This window comes from Enterobacter sp. SGAir0187 (assembly GCF_002952735.2).
Classification (GTDB): Bacteria; Pseudomonadota; Gammaproteobacteria; order Enterobacterales; family Enterobacteriaceae; genus Enterobacter; species Enterobacter quasiroggenkampii.
This window is the reverse complement of sequence record NZ_CP025034.2, coordinates 3,252,612-3,269,439: the sequence shown is the minus strand read 5'-3', so window position 1 is coordinate 3,269,439 and position 16,828 is coordinate 3,252,612. Positions and strand designations below refer to the sequence as shown.

The 16,828-nt window shown below is 52.7% G+C and carries 19 protein-coding genes, 1 tRNA gene and 1 pseudogene; 6 read left to right on the top strand and 15 right to left on the bottom strand.

What is annotated here, in order from left to right:
• Positions 1-235: 235 nt before the first annotated feature.
• The 3 genes from rpsU to rpoD all read left to right on the top strand — a co-directional run bounded on the left by rpsU (position 236) and on the right by rpoD (position 4,324).
• Entirely contained in the window at positions 236-451 is a 216-nt protein-coding gene (gene rpsU / locus CWR52_RS15815; RefSeq protein WP_001144069.1) for a 30S ribosomal protein S21, read from the top strand.
• 114 nt (positions 452-565) lie between these two features.
• Entirely contained in the window at positions 566-2,311 is a 1,746-nt protein-coding gene (dnaG, locus tag CWR52_RS15810) for a DNA primase (protein ID WP_104950082.1), read from the top strand.
• A 165-nt stretch (positions 2,312-2,476) separates the two neighbouring features.
• On the top strand, positions 2,477-4,324 hold the full coding sequence (gene rpoD / locus CWR52_RS15805; RefSeq protein WP_023333459.1) for an RNA polymerase sigma factor RpoD: 1,848 nt from the start codon (positions 2,477-2,479) through the stop codon (positions 4,322-4,324).
• Positions 4,325-4,426: 102 nt separating this feature from the next.
• Here the strand turns inward: rpoD and mug are convergent, their stop codons facing one another.
• The gene (gene mug / locus CWR52_RS15800; RefSeq protein WP_008503183.1) at positions 4,427-4,933 is read right to left on the bottom strand and encodes a G/U mismatch-specific DNA glycosylase; all 507 of its coding nucleotides are present in this window, start codon (positions 4,931-4,933) and stop codon (positions 4,427-4,429) included.
• A 125-nt stretch (positions 4,934-5,058) separates the two neighbouring features.
• Here mug and CWR52_RS15795 point away from each other — a divergent pair.
• Positions 5,059-5,134, top strand: a tRNA-Ile gene (locus CWR52_RS15795).
• 122 nt (positions 5,135-5,256) lie between these two features.
• Here the strand turns inward: CWR52_RS15795 and CWR52_RS15790 are convergent.
• The 5 genes and pseudogenes from CWR52_RS15790 to CWR52_RS15770 all read right to left on the bottom strand — a co-directional run bounded on the left by CWR52_RS15790 (position 5,257) and on the right by CWR52_RS15770 (position 8,688).
• Entirely contained in the window at positions 5,257-6,021 is a 765-nt protein-coding gene (locus tag CWR52_RS15790) for a reverse transcriptase domain-containing protein (protein WP_252152161.1), read from the bottom strand.
• Positions 6,022-6,599: 578 nt separating this feature from the next.
• Positions 6,600-6,995, bottom strand: coding sequence for a hypothetical protein (locus CWR52_RS23250; protein ID WP_167467768.1), 396 nt, complete (start codon positions 6,993-6,995; stop codon positions 6,600-6,602).
• A pseudogene (locus CWR52_RS23450) lies at positions 6,985-7,716 on the bottom strand (hypothetical protein); the annotation flags it as partial. The pseudogene CWR52_RS23450 and the gene CWR52_RS23250, both read right to left, overlap by 11 nt.
• A 218-nt stretch (positions 7,717-7,934) precedes the next feature.
• Positions 7,935-8,408 carry a hypothetical protein gene (locus CWR52_RS15775; RefSeq protein WP_104950080.1) on the bottom strand — a complete coding sequence of 158 codons (474 nt, stop codon included), beginning with the start codon at positions 8,406-8,408 and terminating at the stop codon, positions 7,935-7,937.
• Positions 8,386-8,688, bottom strand: coding sequence for a polymorphic toxin type 44 domain-containing protein (locus tag CWR52_RS15770; RefSeq protein ID WP_228117504.1), 303 nt, complete (start codon positions 8,686-8,688; stop codon positions 8,386-8,388). The genes CWR52_RS15775 and CWR52_RS15770 overlap by 23 nt, the downstream gene beginning before the upstream one ends.
• 295 nt (positions 8,689-8,983) lie before the next feature.
• Here CWR52_RS15770 and CWR52_RS15765 point away from each other — a divergent pair, with 295 nt between their 5' ends.
• Positions 8,984-9,475, top strand: coding sequence for an Hcp family type VI secretion system effector (locus CWR52_RS15765; RefSeq protein WP_024906453.1), 492 nt, complete (start codon positions 8,984-8,986; stop codon positions 9,473-9,475).
• A gap of 150 nt (positions 9,476-9,625) precedes the next feature.
• Here CWR52_RS15765 and CWR52_RS15760 read toward each other — a convergent pair whose 3' ends face one another.
• Positions 9,626-9,790, bottom strand: a complete 165-nt coding sequence (locus CWR52_RS15760; protein ID WP_104950079.1) for a PerC family transcriptional regulator — start codon at positions 9,788-9,790, stop codon at positions 9,626-9,628.
• Positions 9,791-9,871: 81 nt separating this feature from the next.
• On the opposite strand from CWR52_RS15760, the gene CWR52_RS23595 reads away from it, so the two are divergent.
• Positions 9,872-10,123 carry a DUF2542 family protein gene (locus CWR52_RS23595; RefSeq protein ID WP_114149325.1) on the top strand — a complete coding sequence of 84 codons (252 nt, stop codon included), beginning with the start codon at positions 9,872-9,874 and terminating at the stop codon, positions 10,121-10,123.
• A 241-nt stretch (positions 10,124-10,364) separates the two neighbouring features.
• Here the strand turns inward: CWR52_RS23595 and CWR52_RS15750 are convergent, their stop codons facing one another.
• The 8 genes from CWR52_RS15750 to CWR52_RS15715 all read right to left on the bottom strand — a co-directional run bounded on the left by CWR52_RS15750 (position 10,365) and on the right by CWR52_RS15715 (position 16,742).
• On the bottom strand, positions 10,365-10,565 hold the full coding sequence (locus CWR52_RS15750; RefSeq protein ID WP_104950077.1) for an ogr/Delta-like zinc finger family protein: 201 nt from the start codon (positions 10,563-10,565) through the stop codon (positions 10,365-10,367).
• Positions 10,566-10,632: 67 nt separating this feature from the next.
• Positions 10,633-11,787: a phage late control D family protein gene (locus CWR52_RS15745; protein WP_104950076.1), complete on the bottom strand. Its 1,155-nt coding sequence runs from the start codon at positions 11,785-11,787 to the stop codon at positions 10,633-10,635.
• A complete protein-coding gene (locus CWR52_RS15740; protein ID WP_045910024.1) occupies positions 11,784-12,248 on the bottom strand; it encodes a phage tail protein in 465 nt (154 codons plus the stop codon). The genes CWR52_RS15745 and CWR52_RS15740 overlap by 4 nt, the downstream gene beginning before the upstream one ends.
• 11 nt (positions 12,249-12,259) lie before the next feature.
• Positions 12,260-14,521, bottom strand: coding sequence for a phage tail tape measure protein (locus tag CWR52_RS15735; protein WP_104950075.1), 2,262 nt, complete (start codon positions 14,519-14,521; stop codon positions 12,260-12,262).
• Positions 14,514-14,633, bottom strand: a complete 120-nt coding sequence (locus CWR52_RS15730) for a GpE family phage tail protein (RefSeq protein WP_023616176.1) — start codon at positions 14,631-14,633, stop codon at positions 14,514-14,516. The genes CWR52_RS15735 and CWR52_RS15730 overlap by 8 nt, the downstream gene beginning before the upstream one ends.
• 32 nt (positions 14,634-14,665) lie before the next feature.
• Positions 14,666-14,968 carry a phage tail assembly protein gene (locus CWR52_RS15725; RefSeq protein WP_104950074.1) on the bottom strand — a complete coding sequence of 101 codons (303 nt, stop codon included), beginning with the start codon at positions 14,966-14,968 and terminating at the stop codon, positions 14,666-14,668.
• Between the two features lie 56 nt (positions 14,969-15,024).
• Complete coding sequence (locus tag CWR52_RS15720; RefSeq protein WP_045910027.1) at positions 15,025-15,543, bottom strand: phage major tail tube protein; 519 nt, start codon at positions 15,541-15,543, stop codon at positions 15,025-15,027.
• Between the two features lie 11 nt (positions 15,544-15,554).
• On the bottom strand, positions 15,555-16,742 hold the full coding sequence (locus CWR52_RS15715; protein WP_104950073.1) for a phage tail sheath protein: 1,188 nt from the start codon (positions 16,740-16,742) through the stop codon (positions 15,555-15,557).
• Between the last annotated feature and the right edge of the window lie 86 nt (positions 16,743-16,828).

The window sequence follows — 16,828 nt, the reverse complement described above, 5'->3', positions numbered from 1 at the left end:
ACTTGTTTTACCTCGTTTCAATACCGCGCAGTGTAGAGCCTGGGCGGGTTGATGTAAAACTTTGTTCGCCCCAGGAAGAAGGCTCGTGTATACTCCTCACCCTTATTAAAGTCCCTTTCAAAATCGCATCGGTGCTTTACAAAGCAGCAGCATTTGCAGTAAAATTCCGCACCATTTTGAAATAAGCTGGCGTTGATGCCAGCGGCAAACCGAATTTATTAAAGGTGAGAGTTACATGCCGGTAATTAAAGTACGTGAAAACGAGCCGTTCGACGTAGCACTGCGTCGCTTCAAACGTTCATGCGAGAAAGCAGGTGTTCTGGCTGAAGTTCGTCGTCGTGAGTTTTATGAAAAACCAACGACCGAACGTAAGCGCGCTAAAGCTTCCGCTGTGAAACGTCACGCGAAGAAACTGGCTCGCGAAAACGCACGCCGTACTCGTCTGTACTAATTGGTTGAGGGCATCAGCCCTCAATTGACAGACAGAGTAATAGTCGTAAGGCCGTGCTTCCGGAAGGAATGCGCGGCTTGTTTTCGTTTATAAGTCGCTTAAATTTTGGGGCATATGGCCGGAAGAATCCCACGCGTTTTCATCAATGACCTGCTCGCCAGAACCGACATCGTCGATCTCATCGACGCGCGGGTAAAGCTGAAAAAGCAGGGCAAGAATTACCATGCGTGCTGTCCGTTCCATAACGAAAAAACCCCCTCCTTCACCGTAAACGGTGAAAAGCAGTTTTACCATTGCTTCGGCTGTGGTGCTCACGGTAATGCCGTTGATTTTTTAATGAACTACGACAAGCTCGAGTTCGTTGAAACCGTCGAAGAGCTGGCGGCAATGCATAACCTTGAAGTGCCGTATGAAGCAGGCAGTGGGCCAAGTCAGATCGAGCGCCATCAACGGCAAACGCTGTATCAACTGATGGATGGCCTGAATTCGTTTTACCAACAGTCTCTTAAGCACTCTGCGGCTGAGCCTGCGCGTCAGTATCTGAACAAGCGCGGACTGAGCGACGATGTCATTGCGCGTTTCGCTATTGGCTACGCCCCGCCCGGCTGGGACAACGTGTTAAAGCGTTTTGGCGGCAATAGCGAAGATCGTAAATCTCTCATCGATGCAGGCATGCTGGTCACCAACGACCAGGGACGAAGCTACGACCGCTTCCGCGAACGGGTGATGTTCCCAATCCGCGACAAGCGAGGCCGGGTAATTGGTTTTGGTGGTCGCGTGCTGGGTGATGCCCTGCCGAAGTACCTCAACTCCCCGGAAACCGATATTTTCCATAAAGGCCGCCAGCTTTACGGTCTTTATGAGGCGCAGCAGGATAACGCGGAACCTCCGCGTCTTCTGGTCGTCGAAGGCTATATGGACGTCGTTGCGCTGGCGCAGTACGACATCAACTACGCGGTTGCGTCGTTAGGAACGTCCACGACAGCGGATCACATTCAGCTGCTGTTCCGCGTGACCAACAACGTGATTTGTTGTTACGACGGAGACCGCGCCGGACGCGACGCCGCCTGGCGCGCGCTGGAAACCGCGCTACCCTATATGACCGACGGGCGTCAGCTGCGCTTTATGTTCCTGCCCGACGGTGAAGACCCGGATACGCTGGTGCGTAAAGAGGGTAAAGCGGCGTTTGAAGCGCGGATGGAGCAGGCGCAGCCGCTCTCCACGTTTTTGTTTAACAGCCTGATGCCGCAGGTCGATTTGAGTACCCCTGACGGGCGCGCGCAGCTCAGCACGCTGGCGCTGCCGTTAATCAGTCAGGTGCCCGGCGAAACGCTGCGCATCTACCTGCGTCAGGAGCTAGGCAACAAGCTCGGTATTCTGGATGACAGCCAGCTTGAACGTTTAATGCCTAAACAGGCTGAAAACGGCACGGTTCGCCCCGCGCCTCAGCTAAAACGCACAACCATGCGTATACTGATAGGGTTACTGGTCCAAAACCCCGAGCTGGCCCCACAGGTGCCGTCGCTGGCGGGTTTGAACCACGAAAAATTGCCCGGACTTGGCTTATTTTCAGAACTGGTCAACACGTGTTTGTCTCAGCCAGGTCTGACCACCGGACAACTTTTAGAGCATTATCGCGGCACAAAAGAGGCCGCTACCCTTGAAAAATTGTCGATGTGGGACGATATAGCAGATAAGGACATTGCAGAAAAAACGTTCACCGACTCACTCAACCATATGTTTGATTCGATGCTTGAGCTGCGCCAGGAAGAGTTGATAGCTCGCGAACGCACACACGGTTTAAGCAACGAAGAACGCCGGGAGCTCTGGATGATTAATCAGGAACTGGCGAAGAAATAAGTCAAAGACAAAAGTATTTAACGGCTTAAGTGCCGAATATCGATCGGGAAGCCCCCGGCAGCCGCACTGAGAGGCAGCGGCAAAAATATAAGTACGCCCTCGCTTTAAAGGTTGGCAGCCCCATCGCCGACACCAATCAAACGAATTAAGTGTGGATACCGTCTTATGGAGCAAAACCCGCAGTCACAGCTGAAACTTCTTGTCCAACGTGGTAAGGAGCAAGGCTATCTGACCTATGCCGAGGTCAATGACCATCTGCCGGAAGATATCGTCGATTCAGATCAAATCGAAGACATCATCCAAATGATCAATGACATGGGCATTCAGGTGATGGAAGAAGCACCGGATGCCGATGATCTGTTGCTGGCTGAAACCTCCAACAACACTGACGAAGATGCGGAAGAAGCTGCTGCACAGGTACTGTCCAGCGTGGAATCTGAAATCGGGCGTACCACTGACCCGGTCCGCATGTACATGCGCGAAATGGGTACCGTTGAACTGTTGACCCGCGAAGGCGAAATTGACATCGCAAAACGCATCGAAGACGGGATCAACCAGGTTCAGTGCTCTGTTGCCGAGTACCCGGAAGCGATCACCTATCTGCTGGAGCAGTACGATCGCGTTGAAGCGGAAGAAGCGCGCCTGTCTGACCTGATCACCGGTTTTGTCGACCCGAACGCTGAAGAAGATATGGCGCCTACCGCCACTCACGTCGGTTCTGAGCTGTCTCAGGAAGAGATGGATGACGACGAAGACGAAGATGAGGAAGAGAGCGACGACGATACCGCGGACGATGACAACAGCATCGACCCGGAGCTGGCGCGCGAGAAGTTTGCCGAGCTGCGTACCCAGTACGAAGTGACGCGTGACACCATCAAAGCGAAAGGCCGCAGCCACGCTGCCGCTCAGGAAGAGATCCTGAAGCTGTCTGAAGTGTTCAAACAGTTCCGCCTGGTGCCAAAACAGTTCGACTACCTGGTGAACAGCATGCGCGTGATGATGGATCGCGTACGCACCCAGGAACGTATCATCATGAAGCTGTGCGTTGAGCAGTGCAAAATGCCGAAGAAGAACTTCATCACCCTCTTCACCGGCAACGAAACCAGCGAAACCTGGTTCAACGCGGCTATCGCGATGAACAAGCCATGGTCTGAAAAACTGCACGACGTGAAGGACGATGTCTATCGTGGTCTACAGAAGCTGCAGCAGATTGAAGAAGAGACCGGCCTGACCATCGAGCAGGTTAAAGATATCAACCGTCGCATGTCCATCGGTGAAGCGAAAGCCCGCCGTGCGAAGAAAGAGATGGTTGAAGCGAACTTGCGTCTGGTTATCTCTATCGCCAAGAAATACACCAACCGTGGTCTGCAGTTCCTGGATCTGATTCAGGAAGGCAACATCGGTCTGATGAAAGCGGTAGATAAGTTTGAATACCGTCGTGGTTATAAGTTCTCCACCTACGCAACCTGGTGGATCCGTCAGGCTATCACCCGCTCTATTGCGGATCAGGCGCGCACCATCCGTATTCCGGTGCATATGATTGAGACCATCAACAAGCTCAACCGTATTTCCCGCCAGATGCTGCAGGAGATGGGCCGCGAGCCGACGCCGGAAGAGCTAGCCGAGCGCATGCTGATGCCGGAAGACAAGATCCGTAAAGTGCTGAAGATCGCCAAAGAGCCAATCTCCATGGAAACACCAATCGGTGATGATGAAGATTCGCATCTGGGTGATTTCATCGAGGATACCACCCTCGAGCTGCCGCTGGACTCTGCCACCACCGAGAGCCTGCGTGCCGCAACGCACGACGTGCTGGCTGGCCTGACCGCCCGTGAAGCGAAAGTGCTACGTATGCGTTTCGGTATCGATATGAACACCGACCACACGCTGGAAGAAGTGGGTAAACAGTTCGACGTTACCCGCGAACGTATCCGTCAGATCGAAGCGAAGGCGCTGCGTAAGCTGCGTCACCCAAGCCGCTCTGAAGTGCTGCGTAGCTTCCTGGACGACTAACCTGTCCTGACCGTGAAAAAGCTCCCAATCGGGAGCTTTTTTTTTGTTTATTCCCTCTCCCTGTGGGAGAGGGCCAGGGTGAGGGCATCAGGCCGCAGAGGATTACAGCCCCCGCACCATCAGCGCCTCATCCAGCTCCCGATACGCCTCTACCAGCTTGTCCAGCGTCGCCCTGTTGAGCCCGCTCGGGTTCGGCAATACCCACACCTGCGTCACGCCAATCATGATGCTCTGCTTACCCCACTTAGCCCCGCGCTGGCTAAATGCCTGCTCGTAGGCCTGCTTGCCGAGGATCGCCAGCGCGGCCGGCTGGTAGTCTTCAATCTTCTTCACCAGTTCCCGCCCGCCGCTGCGCAGTTCATGCAGGTTGACCTCGCTTGCCTGCACCGTCGGCCGCTCGACCAGCATGGTAATTCCGCAGCGCGTATCCAGCAGGTGCTGCTCCTCTTCGGGCTTGAGTAACCTGTCGGTAAACCCGGCCTGATAGATCACCTTCCAGAAGCGATTGCCCGGATGGGCGAAGTGAAAGCCGGTGTGCGCCGAGGACTTTCCCGGGTTGATTCCGCAGAACACCACCCGCAGGCCAGGGGCCAGAATGTCGTTGATCATCTTTACTCCTGCTCGATACATCGTCAGTGAAGTATAAAGGATTGATTATGCGTTGTTTATAAAAACAGCAGGCAGGTGTGAATGGCTGGATTGCTGCGGGGAGTTACTTTATAATTCACCGCCACGGCCCCTTAGCTCAGTGGTTAGAGCAGGCGACTCATAATCGCTTGGTCGCTGGTTCAAGTCCAGCAGGGGCCACCAAATTTTAGCTTTAAAATCATATGATTAAGCCACTCGATTGAGTGGCTTTTTTGTTTTTATCTTTCTAAGTGTCGCAAATGTGTCGCATGAAGATGATTTGAACATAAGGTGGGTGAAGCGCGTCACTTCGGAAAGTGTCTCTCAGCTTGGTCAGGATTGACGGTATGAACGTATTTAGCGATGGATTTTTTTTCATGCTTGTTACGGGTTTTAGCAAAGGCTTGAATGAATAGAATCATCCTTGCTGATTCGACTTTAAGGTGCCGATGCCCAAGTTCAAGATTGAAAACTGAAATTTTTGTAGTAGGACTCTGGGTTTTTGAAAGATTAATTTCATATCGCGACTTTCTTAGCGCCCCACAAAGTAACTCGAAATGCTGGTTTAATATGGCAAGATCCTTTGAAGAAAGGATGATATCGTCCATATAAACTGAAACAGTGACAATTCCCGACCTGTATAAGGAATCAATAACCGACCCAGCGTAAGAATTTTGTAAACAGAGGGTTGCTAAAACTGGAGATTGTGGATAACCATATGGAACAGCAAATTTATGTGTTACAGCATTTGGAAGCCTAACAGTAGAAAGCTTAGCAATCTTTCTAGCCTCTTGATATGGAACAACTTTCTTTAACTCGCGCGTTACGCGGCTTTGCGTGGTGGACTCAAAAAAACCTTTAATATCAATCAGGCAGAAAAATTCATTTTTTTTATGGAGTTTAGCAGCAGTAACATGGCCGCCATTACGTAAATGATAATAGTACAGTGGGAACTTCCAATTCTTTCTTAGAAAAATATGTAACGCAGATCCATATTTGAGCATTTCGTTAGAAGGTATATGCACCCATTTATTTTTCTTGAGAAGGAATTTATGCTTCCAAGTTTCCATTAGGAAATTTTTTCCAAATCATAAAATAGTAAAGGGCTACGTGAAGGTAGCTGTACACTTTCTCAACGAAAGCAATTAACTCGTTGAGAAACTCAAGGGTCATTTTACAAACCCCGAGCCACCCCACTAAGCCAAACATAAGTTTCTTCATGTTTGTTCCCTCTGTACTATCCTGACGCTTCTTAGCGCAAGCGCATAGCCCAAACTAAATATCGGCGTATCGGCGTGTCATACTATCCGATACGAGGCGAATCCCTGTATGTCACAACGTGTCACAACGCGGCGACGCGGGATTGCCACATGTCGTATACGACGAGTGTACAGAGTAGCCAGGAAAGACCGGCTAACGTCAGGATCTTTAACATACACTCATCAATCACATTTTCCTAGTTCTCCCTCATGAAACAAAATTTCAGTTTAAATAATTTAATCACTGGGCTGAAAGCTGCATGAGCGCTGGCTTTCTCTCATTACATAAAAACATAAGATTGAAGCAACCATCATTCTAACTTCACCAAATATTCCCTTTTCCATTAGATATCTGATAGTTACAAAAAAACCAATGCCCGTATTGATCCTTAAAAATGTAAAATGCTGAAATTCTTTTCAATCCTTTCAGTTTCAGTATTCCGCAAAGCCACCATCACTGGCGCGGTCTGGCGGTCAGGTTTGAAGAAAAATAAAAACTGAAAAATTTTTATGATCCAAAAACCGCAGGCGGGTGCGGTGTAGTGCGATTTTTGTCTGCGAAAGATTTTTTTTGCCCTGCTGTGACGCGCCAGCGCCCTGCCCTGCTCACGATCTGTTTTGAGGGTGCGCTCACTACCTGAAATGGTTGAACGCGCCAGAGCGCCGCTGACAGCGCGTAGCGATAGCCGCTTAAGAGATAAGAAAAGAGATGTCCCCGCCAGGGGATGAAGGGCATAAAAAAACCCGCTTTCGCGGGTTATGTTCTGGAATGGTTTACTTACCAATTACCGGGGAGTATTTGCCGTTCAGCGTGTCCGCTTTCGCTCCGGTGCTCCGGATGGCTCCCGCATTGGTTGGTGCTCCTGTATTGCTATGCGTGTGGCTTGCCGTTTGCTCTGCCAGCTCTTTCACCACGTCAAGCGTGTCCAGCATCAGCTGCGCCACGTTGATTGTGCCAGTGCCAATCCATACCACAGGCGCAATAATCTGCTGTTGAACAGCCGCCACGCTTTTACGTATCTGACCAATTTTCTCAATCAGGTCTTTACCCGTTGTGACTGTCTGGCTCCCGGCTATGTCCGTTTCATCATTGCCGCCGATACTCGCCACGCGGTAATTTACTGCCTGGCTGTAATCGCCTGTACATACCTGCTGAATGGCTCCGGCCATCAGCGCGGAAGTGCCCAGCACCGTAACTTTATCCGTGACCTTAATGGTAGTTTCCCGGCTCACCAGCTCCCGCTGTTCCGTGTCGGCCTTAACCATCCGCGCCATCGATGTTTCACTGATCGTCTGGTCTGTCTGTCTCACCCAGTCGCCCGCCTGGGTGACGCGCTGCGACACTTCCGCACGCTGCTGTTGCAGCTGCTCGCCAAGCTAGATATCCGGCAAGCTGGTTCCCTCCGGCACGGTCTGCCGCACAAAGGGCTTATCCGGCCTTCCGCCAGTAAAAGCAATTTCAACCAGCGTCCCTTCAGGGGGAAACTGGAACATCCCGGAATCGTTATGGGTGATTCTGGCTGTAATTTTTGCAGGGAAGTTCTTCCCTGGCAACATCAACCGGATCTCACCCACGCCCCAGCAATTGACCTGCAGGGGCAATAACCCAATTTGTGCCCGGCGGGCAATCACAATGTACTTTTGATCCATGAACCGCTACGGGTACGCCGTGAAAACTTACACGCGGCTAATCGGGTCATTAACCCGACTGCAAGGGATTTTTACTATCGACTAAATTTCCCCTTGTCCCAGCCCTCGCCACGGGCCGTTAAGTCGATTGACGGCGCGGCCGCTATTCCCTCAGCATCATAAAAAAATGCGGACGTTGTAAAGCTGTACACGGTGCCATAAACAGTAAATGAGATATTGTTGCCTATGCCGTCAACTTTCGCGCGGGCGGTGTTCGCTGTAAGCGTGGGCGCGATATGTTGTTTTTCGAGAGCCACCAGCGGATCGCCGTCAATCTTGCTCGCTAAAAAATAACGATACACTTCCCCCGTGGTCATGTTCGAGCCGTCATACTCAGTAATGTATAACCAGGTCCGGGGCGTGAGCTGGCGAACTTCATAAAGCCGATCACTAACAGTTAAACGCTGTATATGCTGGAAATAACAGTACCCAGCGATCACGATGGCCATCGTAATTGTAGCCACCCAATGCAACGCCTTAAACGCCCTAATAGTGGTGCTGCTTAACATAGTCTATGCCTTGCTTTATCCAAAATTGGTCCATCGGATCATCACCAAACGGCGGGGCCCCCGTGAAATTCCCCCACTCTGGTCTTGATGTGCCGGCCTTCCACTGCGCCGCGCCGGCGGCAATAAGCAAAATCTTTGCAGGTATGCACGCTGCATAACCCACTGCGCCGTAATGAAAATTCCCGAAGTCAGCGTAAGCCCGTTTTTGTTGTTTGTAATCCCACACCCCGCCGTTTCTTACTCGCTCATAAAACCACGTATACGTAAGCGGGGTAGCCATATCCTGGACTCCGTGACGCGCCCGCGCGAGCCTAATGTGTTCGCGCAAAATTTCCAGCCCGCGGGGCGGGTAAATCGGTATACATGCCATCGTTATTCCCTTTTGCCTGGCAAAACCAGCAACATAAGAGCAACGGCGCTGCACGGTACTGTTTGAGATCAATCAATCATTTTTATTATTAATATCAATACTTAACGCATTTTAATCACTCATACCGATAACACAATTTGTATCTCCTGCGATCCGGTTTTAGCCGTTTAATGAGGGTTTACCCTCATAAAATGGAGTTTTAAAAATGGCTATTCCAGCTTACATGTGGCTTAAAGACGATGGCGGCAACCTGATCAGGGGGTCTGTAGATGTTCAGGATCGTGAAAGTAGCGTAGAAATTCTCTCTTTTAGTCACGGCTTGCTTGTTCCAACCGATAGCAACACGGGCAAAATCACGGGTACACGCTTACATGCGCCGCTTATGATCGAGAAAGAATTTGATAGCTCCAGCCCGTATCTCTATAAAGCGGTAGCAACCGGCCAGACGCTTAAAAGCGTTGAAATTAAGTGGTACAGAATCAACGACGCGGGGCAAGAGGTCGAGTATTTCAACATGCTGCTTGAGAATGTGCGGGTAGTCAGCATTAACCCAGTTATGCATAACTGCAAAGAGCCAGGTTTACAGATGCATAATCATAATGAGGGCGTACAGCTGCGCTATGAGCGGATCACCTGGAAGTATTGCGATGGGAACGTCCAATATTCAGACGCGTGGAACGAGCGTGTAACAGCGTAAAAAAAAGGGGGCGGTTAATCCGCCCTATATTGTTTTTAGTGCCAATTCTTTCGCACCCTGGGTCTGCCAGCACGTAGCCTCCCTCGTTGGCAATACCCCGCTCGATCACCCGGTGCCGGCTCTCCGCACTTCTTATACGTTTGGGGTATTTTAATCATGCTTTATGCTGTTAAGCATTCTCTGGCAGTTATTGCGGCGTACCGCTGCCGCTGCGCGCGTTTTGTCGGTCTGTTCTGACAAATACATCACCTCAAGCCAGCGCGTTGCTGCGCGCCTCCATAGCTCCAAATTTTCGAGTTTCTCGGCTACGCTCACTTTGCACCTGACCACCTGAATGAAGCGACATTGCTCAACCCACTAACACTTTTTTAAGGCGTTATTTTTATAAGACAAGCTATGGAATGGGATACATTATTAGTATTGACCTGTGTACTTCTTTGCGGATTGTGGATGATTTTTCATTCAGCAAAAGCTCTTAAAAGCGGGGTCTTCGTCGGCTGGTATAAAGGCACATATGAAAATTACTACATCTACCGATCCGAAACACCTATCTACTTCTACTGGTATAACACTGTGTTTTCGCTATTCGGCTCATTTATGATTGGTTTAGCCCTCTACCTCTTAAATGGCGATTATCATTTTTTATAGGCATCGTTGTCTGCAAAATGGCAGCAGATCTATTCACTATGCTTTCATATTTGACATTATTCGATGCAAAAACCCATTAAAAGAAACAAAGTAAATTATTGTTTTATAAGCCATTTAAAATAGGGCTCAGAATCGCCAGGTCGCTGGTTCAAGTCCAGCAGGGGCCACCAAATTTTAGCCTTAGAATCATATAATTAAGCCACTCGATTGAGTGGCTTTTTTTGTTGTTATTTAAAGTCCGCTAACCCTGGCTCAGCGAAGCCGTTCGGACACGTTCAGAGGCACCGGGGGTCGCAATCAGGCGCTCCACGGACTCCATCGTCACGAACGTACAGCTGCAGTCCACATTGGTGCACTGGTGATAGCGCTCTTTGGTATTTTCACTTAAATAGCGACTGGTACGCGCATGCGCTGAATGCTTGCACTTAGGACAATGAAACATGTACCCCTCCGTTTGATTCACATTTTGTGAATTAATAATACCCAATACAAACTTAAAGGCAAATGAATTACTCACTATCGACAGAGAATTTTTCGTCAGTGGCATTCAGTTCAAGCTTAAGCTGCGTGGTAAATCCACTCCTGTTGAGGGTGTGAACCACCTCGCTGATAATCCACGCCTGCTCGTCAATAACGCGTTTAAAACCGTTTACTACTACCGGCGTTTCGGGGTACAGATCGGCTCGCCCCAGCGCCAGCTGGATAGAAAAATTCACGGTACCCCGCTGCAGCGCGCGCCACTTCGCCTCTGCGGCCCTGAGAGCCTGCTCTTCAGAGGCATACACCGTGGTGAGCTCAAATACGTTTTCCGCCGATCCCACCAGCCTCTCTTGCGGCTTCTGCTCCTTGCCTCCTGGTTCTGCTGCCGGCACGGCGGCATCCGGGTGCTGCAGTGCTTCTGTCGGCTGTCCCCCTGATTGACGGGAGATACTCAATTGAGTATTTTGCAGTTTTGGGTCGCGCGTTTGCAGCCATTTGGCCGTCACGCCGGAATAGTTTTCACGATCGGCAACGTAAAAAAGGTGCTTATCGCCGTCCCCACGCTCAATCATCATTAAGGGAATCGGCGTGCCGCTGGCCGTCACGGCGTGCCCCGCTTTCATAAAAATAACCTTGCCGGCTTTGATTGAAACAAAGGCACCATTACGTTCGGCCAGTCGGGAGAGAAACGCAGCGTCGGTCTCCTGAGACTGATCGATATGAGAAATGGCAATCGATGAAAGACCTGCCGCAACGCTGGCAGTTAACTGGTTACGCTGAGCAATAGTGTTGACTATCGCGCCGATCGTCGTGTCATGCCATGACTGCTCGCGCCGCACGTTTAGCTTTCCACGAAAATCCGCGCTGCATCCCCGAATCGTCAGCGTATCCGGTGCGCCCCGAAACTCAATCGTATCGATCGTAAAGCTCCCTTTCGGCTGGAGCGGGGTTCCCTCCCATCCCAGCCATAAGGAGAGCCTAGCCCCCCGGGCCGGCAAGTCTAGCAGCCCGTCGGAATCATCCAGTTGAATATCCAGCTGATCGGCTTCCAGCCCACGTTTGTCGATCATGCTCAGACTGATAAGACGGTGGCTGAAATTCTGTGTGACATCGCGATCGTCAAGCTTAAGCATAAAATCAGGGGCGATTTTCCCACCCGCCCGGATATTCATTTCGGTGATCATCCCACCAGCCCTCCAATGCTATTACGTGCGCTCGTCACCAGCTCTTCGGCCTGGGTTCTCAGATCGCCAAACATCGTCACCAGCGATTCGTCCACGCGTTTCAGTTCCAGCGTAAAATTAATTTTTCGGGCAGTACCGTCACTGTAAAAATCCGAATGCGTGTGCGTGACTTTCTCAATGATAAACATGCCGTGAATGATGCCGGTTCCGTCTATCAACGGCCATGCCCGCCCCTCATTCGCCATCAGCTCGACCGCCTTAAGGGAAAGCCGCCCTCCCGTGAGCTCCGGGTAAAGCAGTCCGGAGAGGGTAAAAGATGTCTCGCCTTCGCCAAGGTACTGCCAGGCTTTAGGTTTCCCGATCCGGTCGTTGGACGCCCAGCGGTAGTCCTTTGTAAACTGCATTGTCTGATAGGGTAAAGTTCGTCGTTCAAAGACAAACAGACCCAGCACCATTAACATGTTCTCTCTCCTCAACCGTACGTAAAGCTGGCTTGCCGCTGTCTCGCTTTATCACGCTCACTGTTCTCGATTTCCTCCCGGATTTGACGCGTCAGATCCGTTGCGGAGGCCGCACTCCCCTGCAGTGTGATGTGATATTCGCTTTTACTCTGATCGACGTAAGAGCGTCCTCCCGGCACGAGAGTGGGCTGATATCCCTGGCCGACGCCAGAGATCCCCGCCACCGGAATGGACGCACTGCCCGCAGGAGAAGATGCCGCGTCTGCTTTTGCCGCCGCGGCGTCGAGATGGCCCGACTCGTTTTTGATCAGTCCGAGTTTCTCCAGCAGCCAGCTGGCCTTGCCGCTCAGGCTGTTAAAGAGATTAAGTGGTGCCATTAACGCATCCCCCAGCGCCTGACCAAAAATCACGCCAGCGTTTTTACAGCCATCCAGCGTTTCCTGCGTCGCCTTGATCGGCGCAATCAAATCGGTGAACCACTGCCATATCCCGCCCAGTTTTTCTGAGATAAAACCAAACGCCTGTAAGAGCGGAGAGAACAGCTCGCCCAGGGGTGCGAAGACCGCAGACAATCCCTCAATCACCCCGCCAAAGAAGGCGCTGATGGGCTCCCAGTATTTGAAAATCAGCAAAGCACCGGCGGCAATCGCCGCGCCAAGGGCAATCACCGGCCAGCTAAGGGCGCCCAGCACCGTCATGATGGCGCCGCCCACCACGCTGAATACCGTTCCTAACATCCCGGCCGCGGTGATAACCATATTGACGCCCGTCAGAACCGGGCCGAGAACCGTGCCTACGCCACCCAGTACGCCAGCAAAAGCCTGCGCGCCGACAACAACGCTGGCGAGGGTCTGCGTCAGCTCAGGGTTGGCATTCCCCCAAAGGGAGGCCGTGCCAAGCCAGCCGGTTGCGGTTGTTATCAGGTTACGCAGAGCGCCATCTGCTTTATCAAATACGTCAATCTTCAGCCCGCTCCACGCAGCCTGGAATTTGCTGATATCGCCGTCAAGATTGTCGGTCTGCACGGAAGCCGCGATCGCGGCACTGCCCGTTGCCCCCTGCAACTGCTGGCGTTTTTTATCAAGCGCGCCGTTACCCGCGGCTGATCGCAGTACATCCGGAGCCTGGGGCTGTCGCAGCATCGCACTGAGCGCGTCCCCGGCGGCGGCACCGTTCATTCCCTTTTCCGTCAGAACGCCAAGCTGCGCGATTGTCTCTTCAAGACCCATACCTGTTGCATCCGCAGCGGGCGCAGCGGAGGTGACGGCCGCCGCCATCTCAACGAGACTGGTGTTCGAAGAGGTAAACCCGCGGGTAAGTAAATCTGCGATGCGTCCCGCATCCGTATCGGCCAGGTTATAGGCAGCCTGCGTGCTGCTGAGAATATCGGCTGCTTTTGCCGCGTCGACATTCCCCGCCAGGCTGAGGTTAACCGTGGGTACAGTGGCAGCAATAACTCCATCGGCGTCGTAGCCTGAACGAGCCAGTTCGGTTTGTGCACGGACGACCGTATCTGCGGGTACTCCGGTCCTGGCACTGACCTCTCGCGCCTGCTGGCGAATGGCCTCAAGCCGGGCGTCACCCTTCTCCAGACCAAGGCTTGCCTGAATAGTCGACATCTGTTTTTCAAAACTGATGCCAGGCGCCATAAACCGGGACGTCTGATCAAAGCCCGCTTTGGCCATGCCCACGCCCGCATTAGCCAGTTGATGCACCCGCGCGGCAACGCGTTTGCCTGACTCGTAGCGATTCTGAACGGTACTCAGTTGCGCCTGCTGCTGATTGACGCGGGCCAGCGCATCCCGCTGTCGGTTAAGCTGCTGCGTTTTTTCGCCGATCTGACTTTTTAAACGACGCTCATCCGACGAAAGCGTTCGCGTGTTGATTCCCGCCTGAGCGAGTTCAGTCCGCTGACGCTGTACCGAGTAACGTAAGCTGTTGTACTCAAGCTTGAGGTTGGCTGCCGATTTTCGGGCTGCGGACAGCGCATCAGCCTGTGCCTGAGTGGGGTTTTGTGTGTTTTTAAACTGCAACGCCAGCGCCGCCGCCTGCTGTTTCGCCTGAGCAAGCGACTGCTCCGTCGTGGCGAGCTGGGCATTTGCTTTTCTGAAGCCGTTAATGCGCCCCGCCTGCTCATCGAGCGCCCCCAGCGCCGTCTGCGCATCATGGATATCGCTCGCAAGAGTCAGGCTGGCGTTCTGGAGAGCGTTAAGCGGTCGGCTTGCACGATCAACTGCCTTAAGCAACTCCTGAAGACTGACATTATTACTCATGGTGGTTTCCGCTTCGCTGCAGCGCTTTTTCGCGCCATAAGAGGAGTTCGGTCACGCTAAGGGAGTACAGTTCTGACGGCGGCCAGTGAAAAATCACCGCGATATCCGCCATCAGATCGTCGACCGACAGGTTTTCGGGAAATCTCAGCGAGCCGAAGCCGGTGACAAAAAACCGATCACCTTACCGGCAAAAGAGAGCAGATCGCAGGCATCCAGACGCGCAATTTCATGCTCGGTCAGAGCCGGCGAGGTCATTCGCGGCAGCACCTTGATCAGCGCATCAACGTCGGATTGCGCCAGCGAGGCCAGCGAGATCCCACGCAGAGTCCCGGCATTCGGTTTGGAGACCGTCACCTGTTCAATTTTTTGCTCGCCGCGCTGAACGGGGCTATCAAGCGTGACGATGTATGAGCTGTTGTTCATGGCGTTCTCGTTGCTATTTTCCATTTCATTACTCTTCTGAAAGTTAGCTTACCGGCCGGCTATCCCGGCCGGTTAAAGGGTTACAGGCCGATGGCCTTACGGTGTTCAGCCAGACGATCGACGCCGTCGACTTTCAGCACCATGTTGATGATGTCGATCTCGATGATCTCTTTGCCATCAATGGTCAGCTGGTAGTACGCGCACTCGGTGGACATCTTGGTGGTGCCGCTTTCGCCCTGCTTGTTCTCGCCGCCATCAAACTCTTTATGACGGCCGCGCATGACGATTTCGACGGCGGAGATTTCGCCGGTATCATCACGCTGGAAAGAGCCGGTAAAGCGCAGCGGTACGCTGTCCGCGCCTGGAGAGGCGTACTGCGCCCACAGCGCGGCGTCCGGCAGACCGCCAACGGTCCACTCCAGCGCCAGGGCATCATCGTCCAGACCGAGATCGACAGAGACCGAGCCCGGCATACCGCCGCCGCGATACTTCTCCAGCTTGCGGGTAAGCTTCGGTAGGGTCACAGACTCAACAACGCCCATATAGCTCAGGCCATCGTTGAACATATTCAGGTATTTAAGTTTGCGTGGTAACGCCATGCTGCAGCTCCTTAGCTATTAACCGAATCTGACAGGTCTGCCAGATAGGTATCGGTGATGCGCTGGCGCAGGGTCAGATTTTCCAGCGGCGGGACAGGGGTGTAGTCGTAATCGATATACAGTTTCCCCGCTTTCAGGGTTGATGCATCGTTAGACTCAGGGTCATACCAGCAGGAGCCGTCGACGATATAGCCGTTGGTTTTCAGCTCGCGGAACTTGGCATTAATACCGGAAACGATGTCGCGGATAAGCGTTGGCGTGATGGGTTTATCCATCGCCCACGCGTGCGCTTCCGCCATGGTATCGGCCAGCACCTGCGCGGTACGGGTGTAGTTTTCAAAGACGAATAACGGGTCGTCTGAGCAGGTACGGTTACCCCAGAATTTGAAGCCGTCGTTGCGAATCAGCGTGGTGACGCCCGCCTGGTTAAGCAGGTTCGCATCGGTAGCCTGCTCCTGCAGATCCCAGGACACTGAGGCGCTTACGCCCGTGACGCCGTTGACGCCAACGTTTGACAGGGTTTTATGCCAGCCCATGGTCTGGTCAATTTTGGCGCGCAGGCCAAGCGCGCGGGCGGTTGCCCAGGCCGTCGTCGTTGCGTTCGTGGTGGTATCCCATGTCAGAAAATCAGGGTGGATAACCATCAGCTCGCGCTGGCTGAAGTTTTTGCGGTAGTCGATCGCCTCAGAAATGGTTTTACATCCCCATGCGCTGATATAGCCGAACGCGCGCAGGCTCTGGCACATCGCGGCCAGCGCGGTTGCCACTTCCTGAGAATCCAGCCCCGGCACGCCAAGAATACGTGGCTTAACGCCGGTTACCGTTTTCGCGGTGAGAAGCGCCTTCAGGCCGGTATATTTACCGTTTTCATCGGTGGTACCGATGATGTTGGAAACGGTCTGTTTGCGCGCCTCCTCCAGGGTTTCAGCGGTGCCTTCAGCCACGCGAACAACAACGACAACCGGTTTACACTGGTCGGCGATCGCCTGCAGAGAAGCGGACAGCGTCCCGGCCTTGCCGGCTTTCGCAATCGCAGTTTGCACGTTGGTAATGAGCACGGGCTCGTTTAAAGGAAATGTCTTGTCGTCAGCATCGCTGGCCGTACAGACCATACCGATGATTGCCGTCGAGACGGTGGAAATGGTGCGGGTGCCATCGTTGATTTCGATAACTTCCACGCCGTGGTGATAGTCGCCCATCCGGTTAACTCCTTCGTTTAGTGGTGAGGCTATTGTCTGTGGAGTGCGTGATTGATGCGACGTATTGGGGTTGGGGAAAGGATTAC

Bases quoted from the DNA above. Each gene is read 5' to 3' on its own strand.
- CWR52_RS15730 (WP_023616176.1), bottom strand. From the start codon at position 14,633: ATGGCGGATATCGCGGTGATTTTTCACTGGCCGCCGTCAGAACTGTAC.
- CWR52_RS15745 (WP_104950076.1), bottom strand. From the start codon at position 11,787: ATGATCACCGAAATGAATATCCGGGCGGGTGGGAAAATCGCCCCTGAT.
- rpoD (WP_023333459.1), top strand. From the start codon at position 2,477: ATGGAGCAAAACCCGCAGTCACAGCTGAAACTTCTTGTCCAACGTGGT.
- rpsU (WP_001144069.1), top strand. From the start codon at position 236: ATGCCGGTAATTAAAGTACGTGAAAACGAGCCGTTCGACGTAGCACTG.
- CWR52_RS15765 (WP_024906453.1), top strand. From the start codon at position 8,984: ATGGCTATTCCAGCTTACATGTGGCTTAAAGACGATGGCGGCAACCTG.
- CWR52_RS15720 (WP_045910027.1), bottom strand. From the start codon at position 15,543: ATGGCGTTACCACGCAAACTTAAATACCTGAATATGTTCAACGATGGC.
- CWR52_RS15770 (WP_228117504.1), bottom strand. From the start codon at position 8,688: ATGGCTACCCCGCTTACGTATACGTGGTTTTATGAGCGAGTAAGAAAC.
- dnaG (WP_104950082.1), top strand. From the start codon at position 566: ATGGCCGGAAGAATCCCACGCGTTTTCATCAATGACCTGCTCGCCAGA.
- CWR52_RS15750 (WP_104950077.1), bottom strand. From the start codon at position 10,565: ATGTTTCATTGTCCTAAGTGCAAGCATTCAGCGCATGCGCGTACCAGT.
- CWR52_RS15740 (WP_045910024.1), bottom strand. From the start codon at position 12,248: ATGTTAATGGTGCTGGGTCTGTTTGTCTTTGAACGACGAACTTTACCC.
- CWR52_RS15725 (WP_104950074.1), bottom strand. From the start codon at position 14,968: ATGGAAAATAGCAACGAGAACGCCATGAACAACAGCTCATACATCGTC.
- CWR52_RS15775 (WP_104950080.1), bottom strand. From the start codon at position 8,408: ATGTTAAGCAGCACCACTATTAGGGCGTTTAAGGCGTTGCATTGGGTG.
- CWR52_RS15715 (WP_104950073.1), bottom strand. From the start codon at position 16,742: ATGGGCGACTATCACCACGGCGTGGAAGTTATCGAAATCAACGATGGC.
- CWR52_RS23595 (WP_114149325.1), top strand. From the start codon at position 9,872: ATGGAATGGGATACATTATTAGTATTGACCTGTGTACTTCTTTGCGGA.
- CWR52_RS15735 (WP_104950075.1), bottom strand. From the start codon at position 14,521: ATGAGTAATAATGTCAGTCTTCAGGAGTTGCTTAAGGCAGTTGATCGT.
- CWR52_RS15790 (WP_252152161.1), bottom strand. From the start codon at position 6,021: ATGGAAACTTGGAAGCATAAATTCCTTCTCAAGAAAAATAAATGGGTG.
- mug (WP_008503183.1), bottom strand. From the start codon at position 4,933: ATGATCAACGACATTCTGGCCCCTGGCCTGCGGGTGGTGTTCTGCGGA.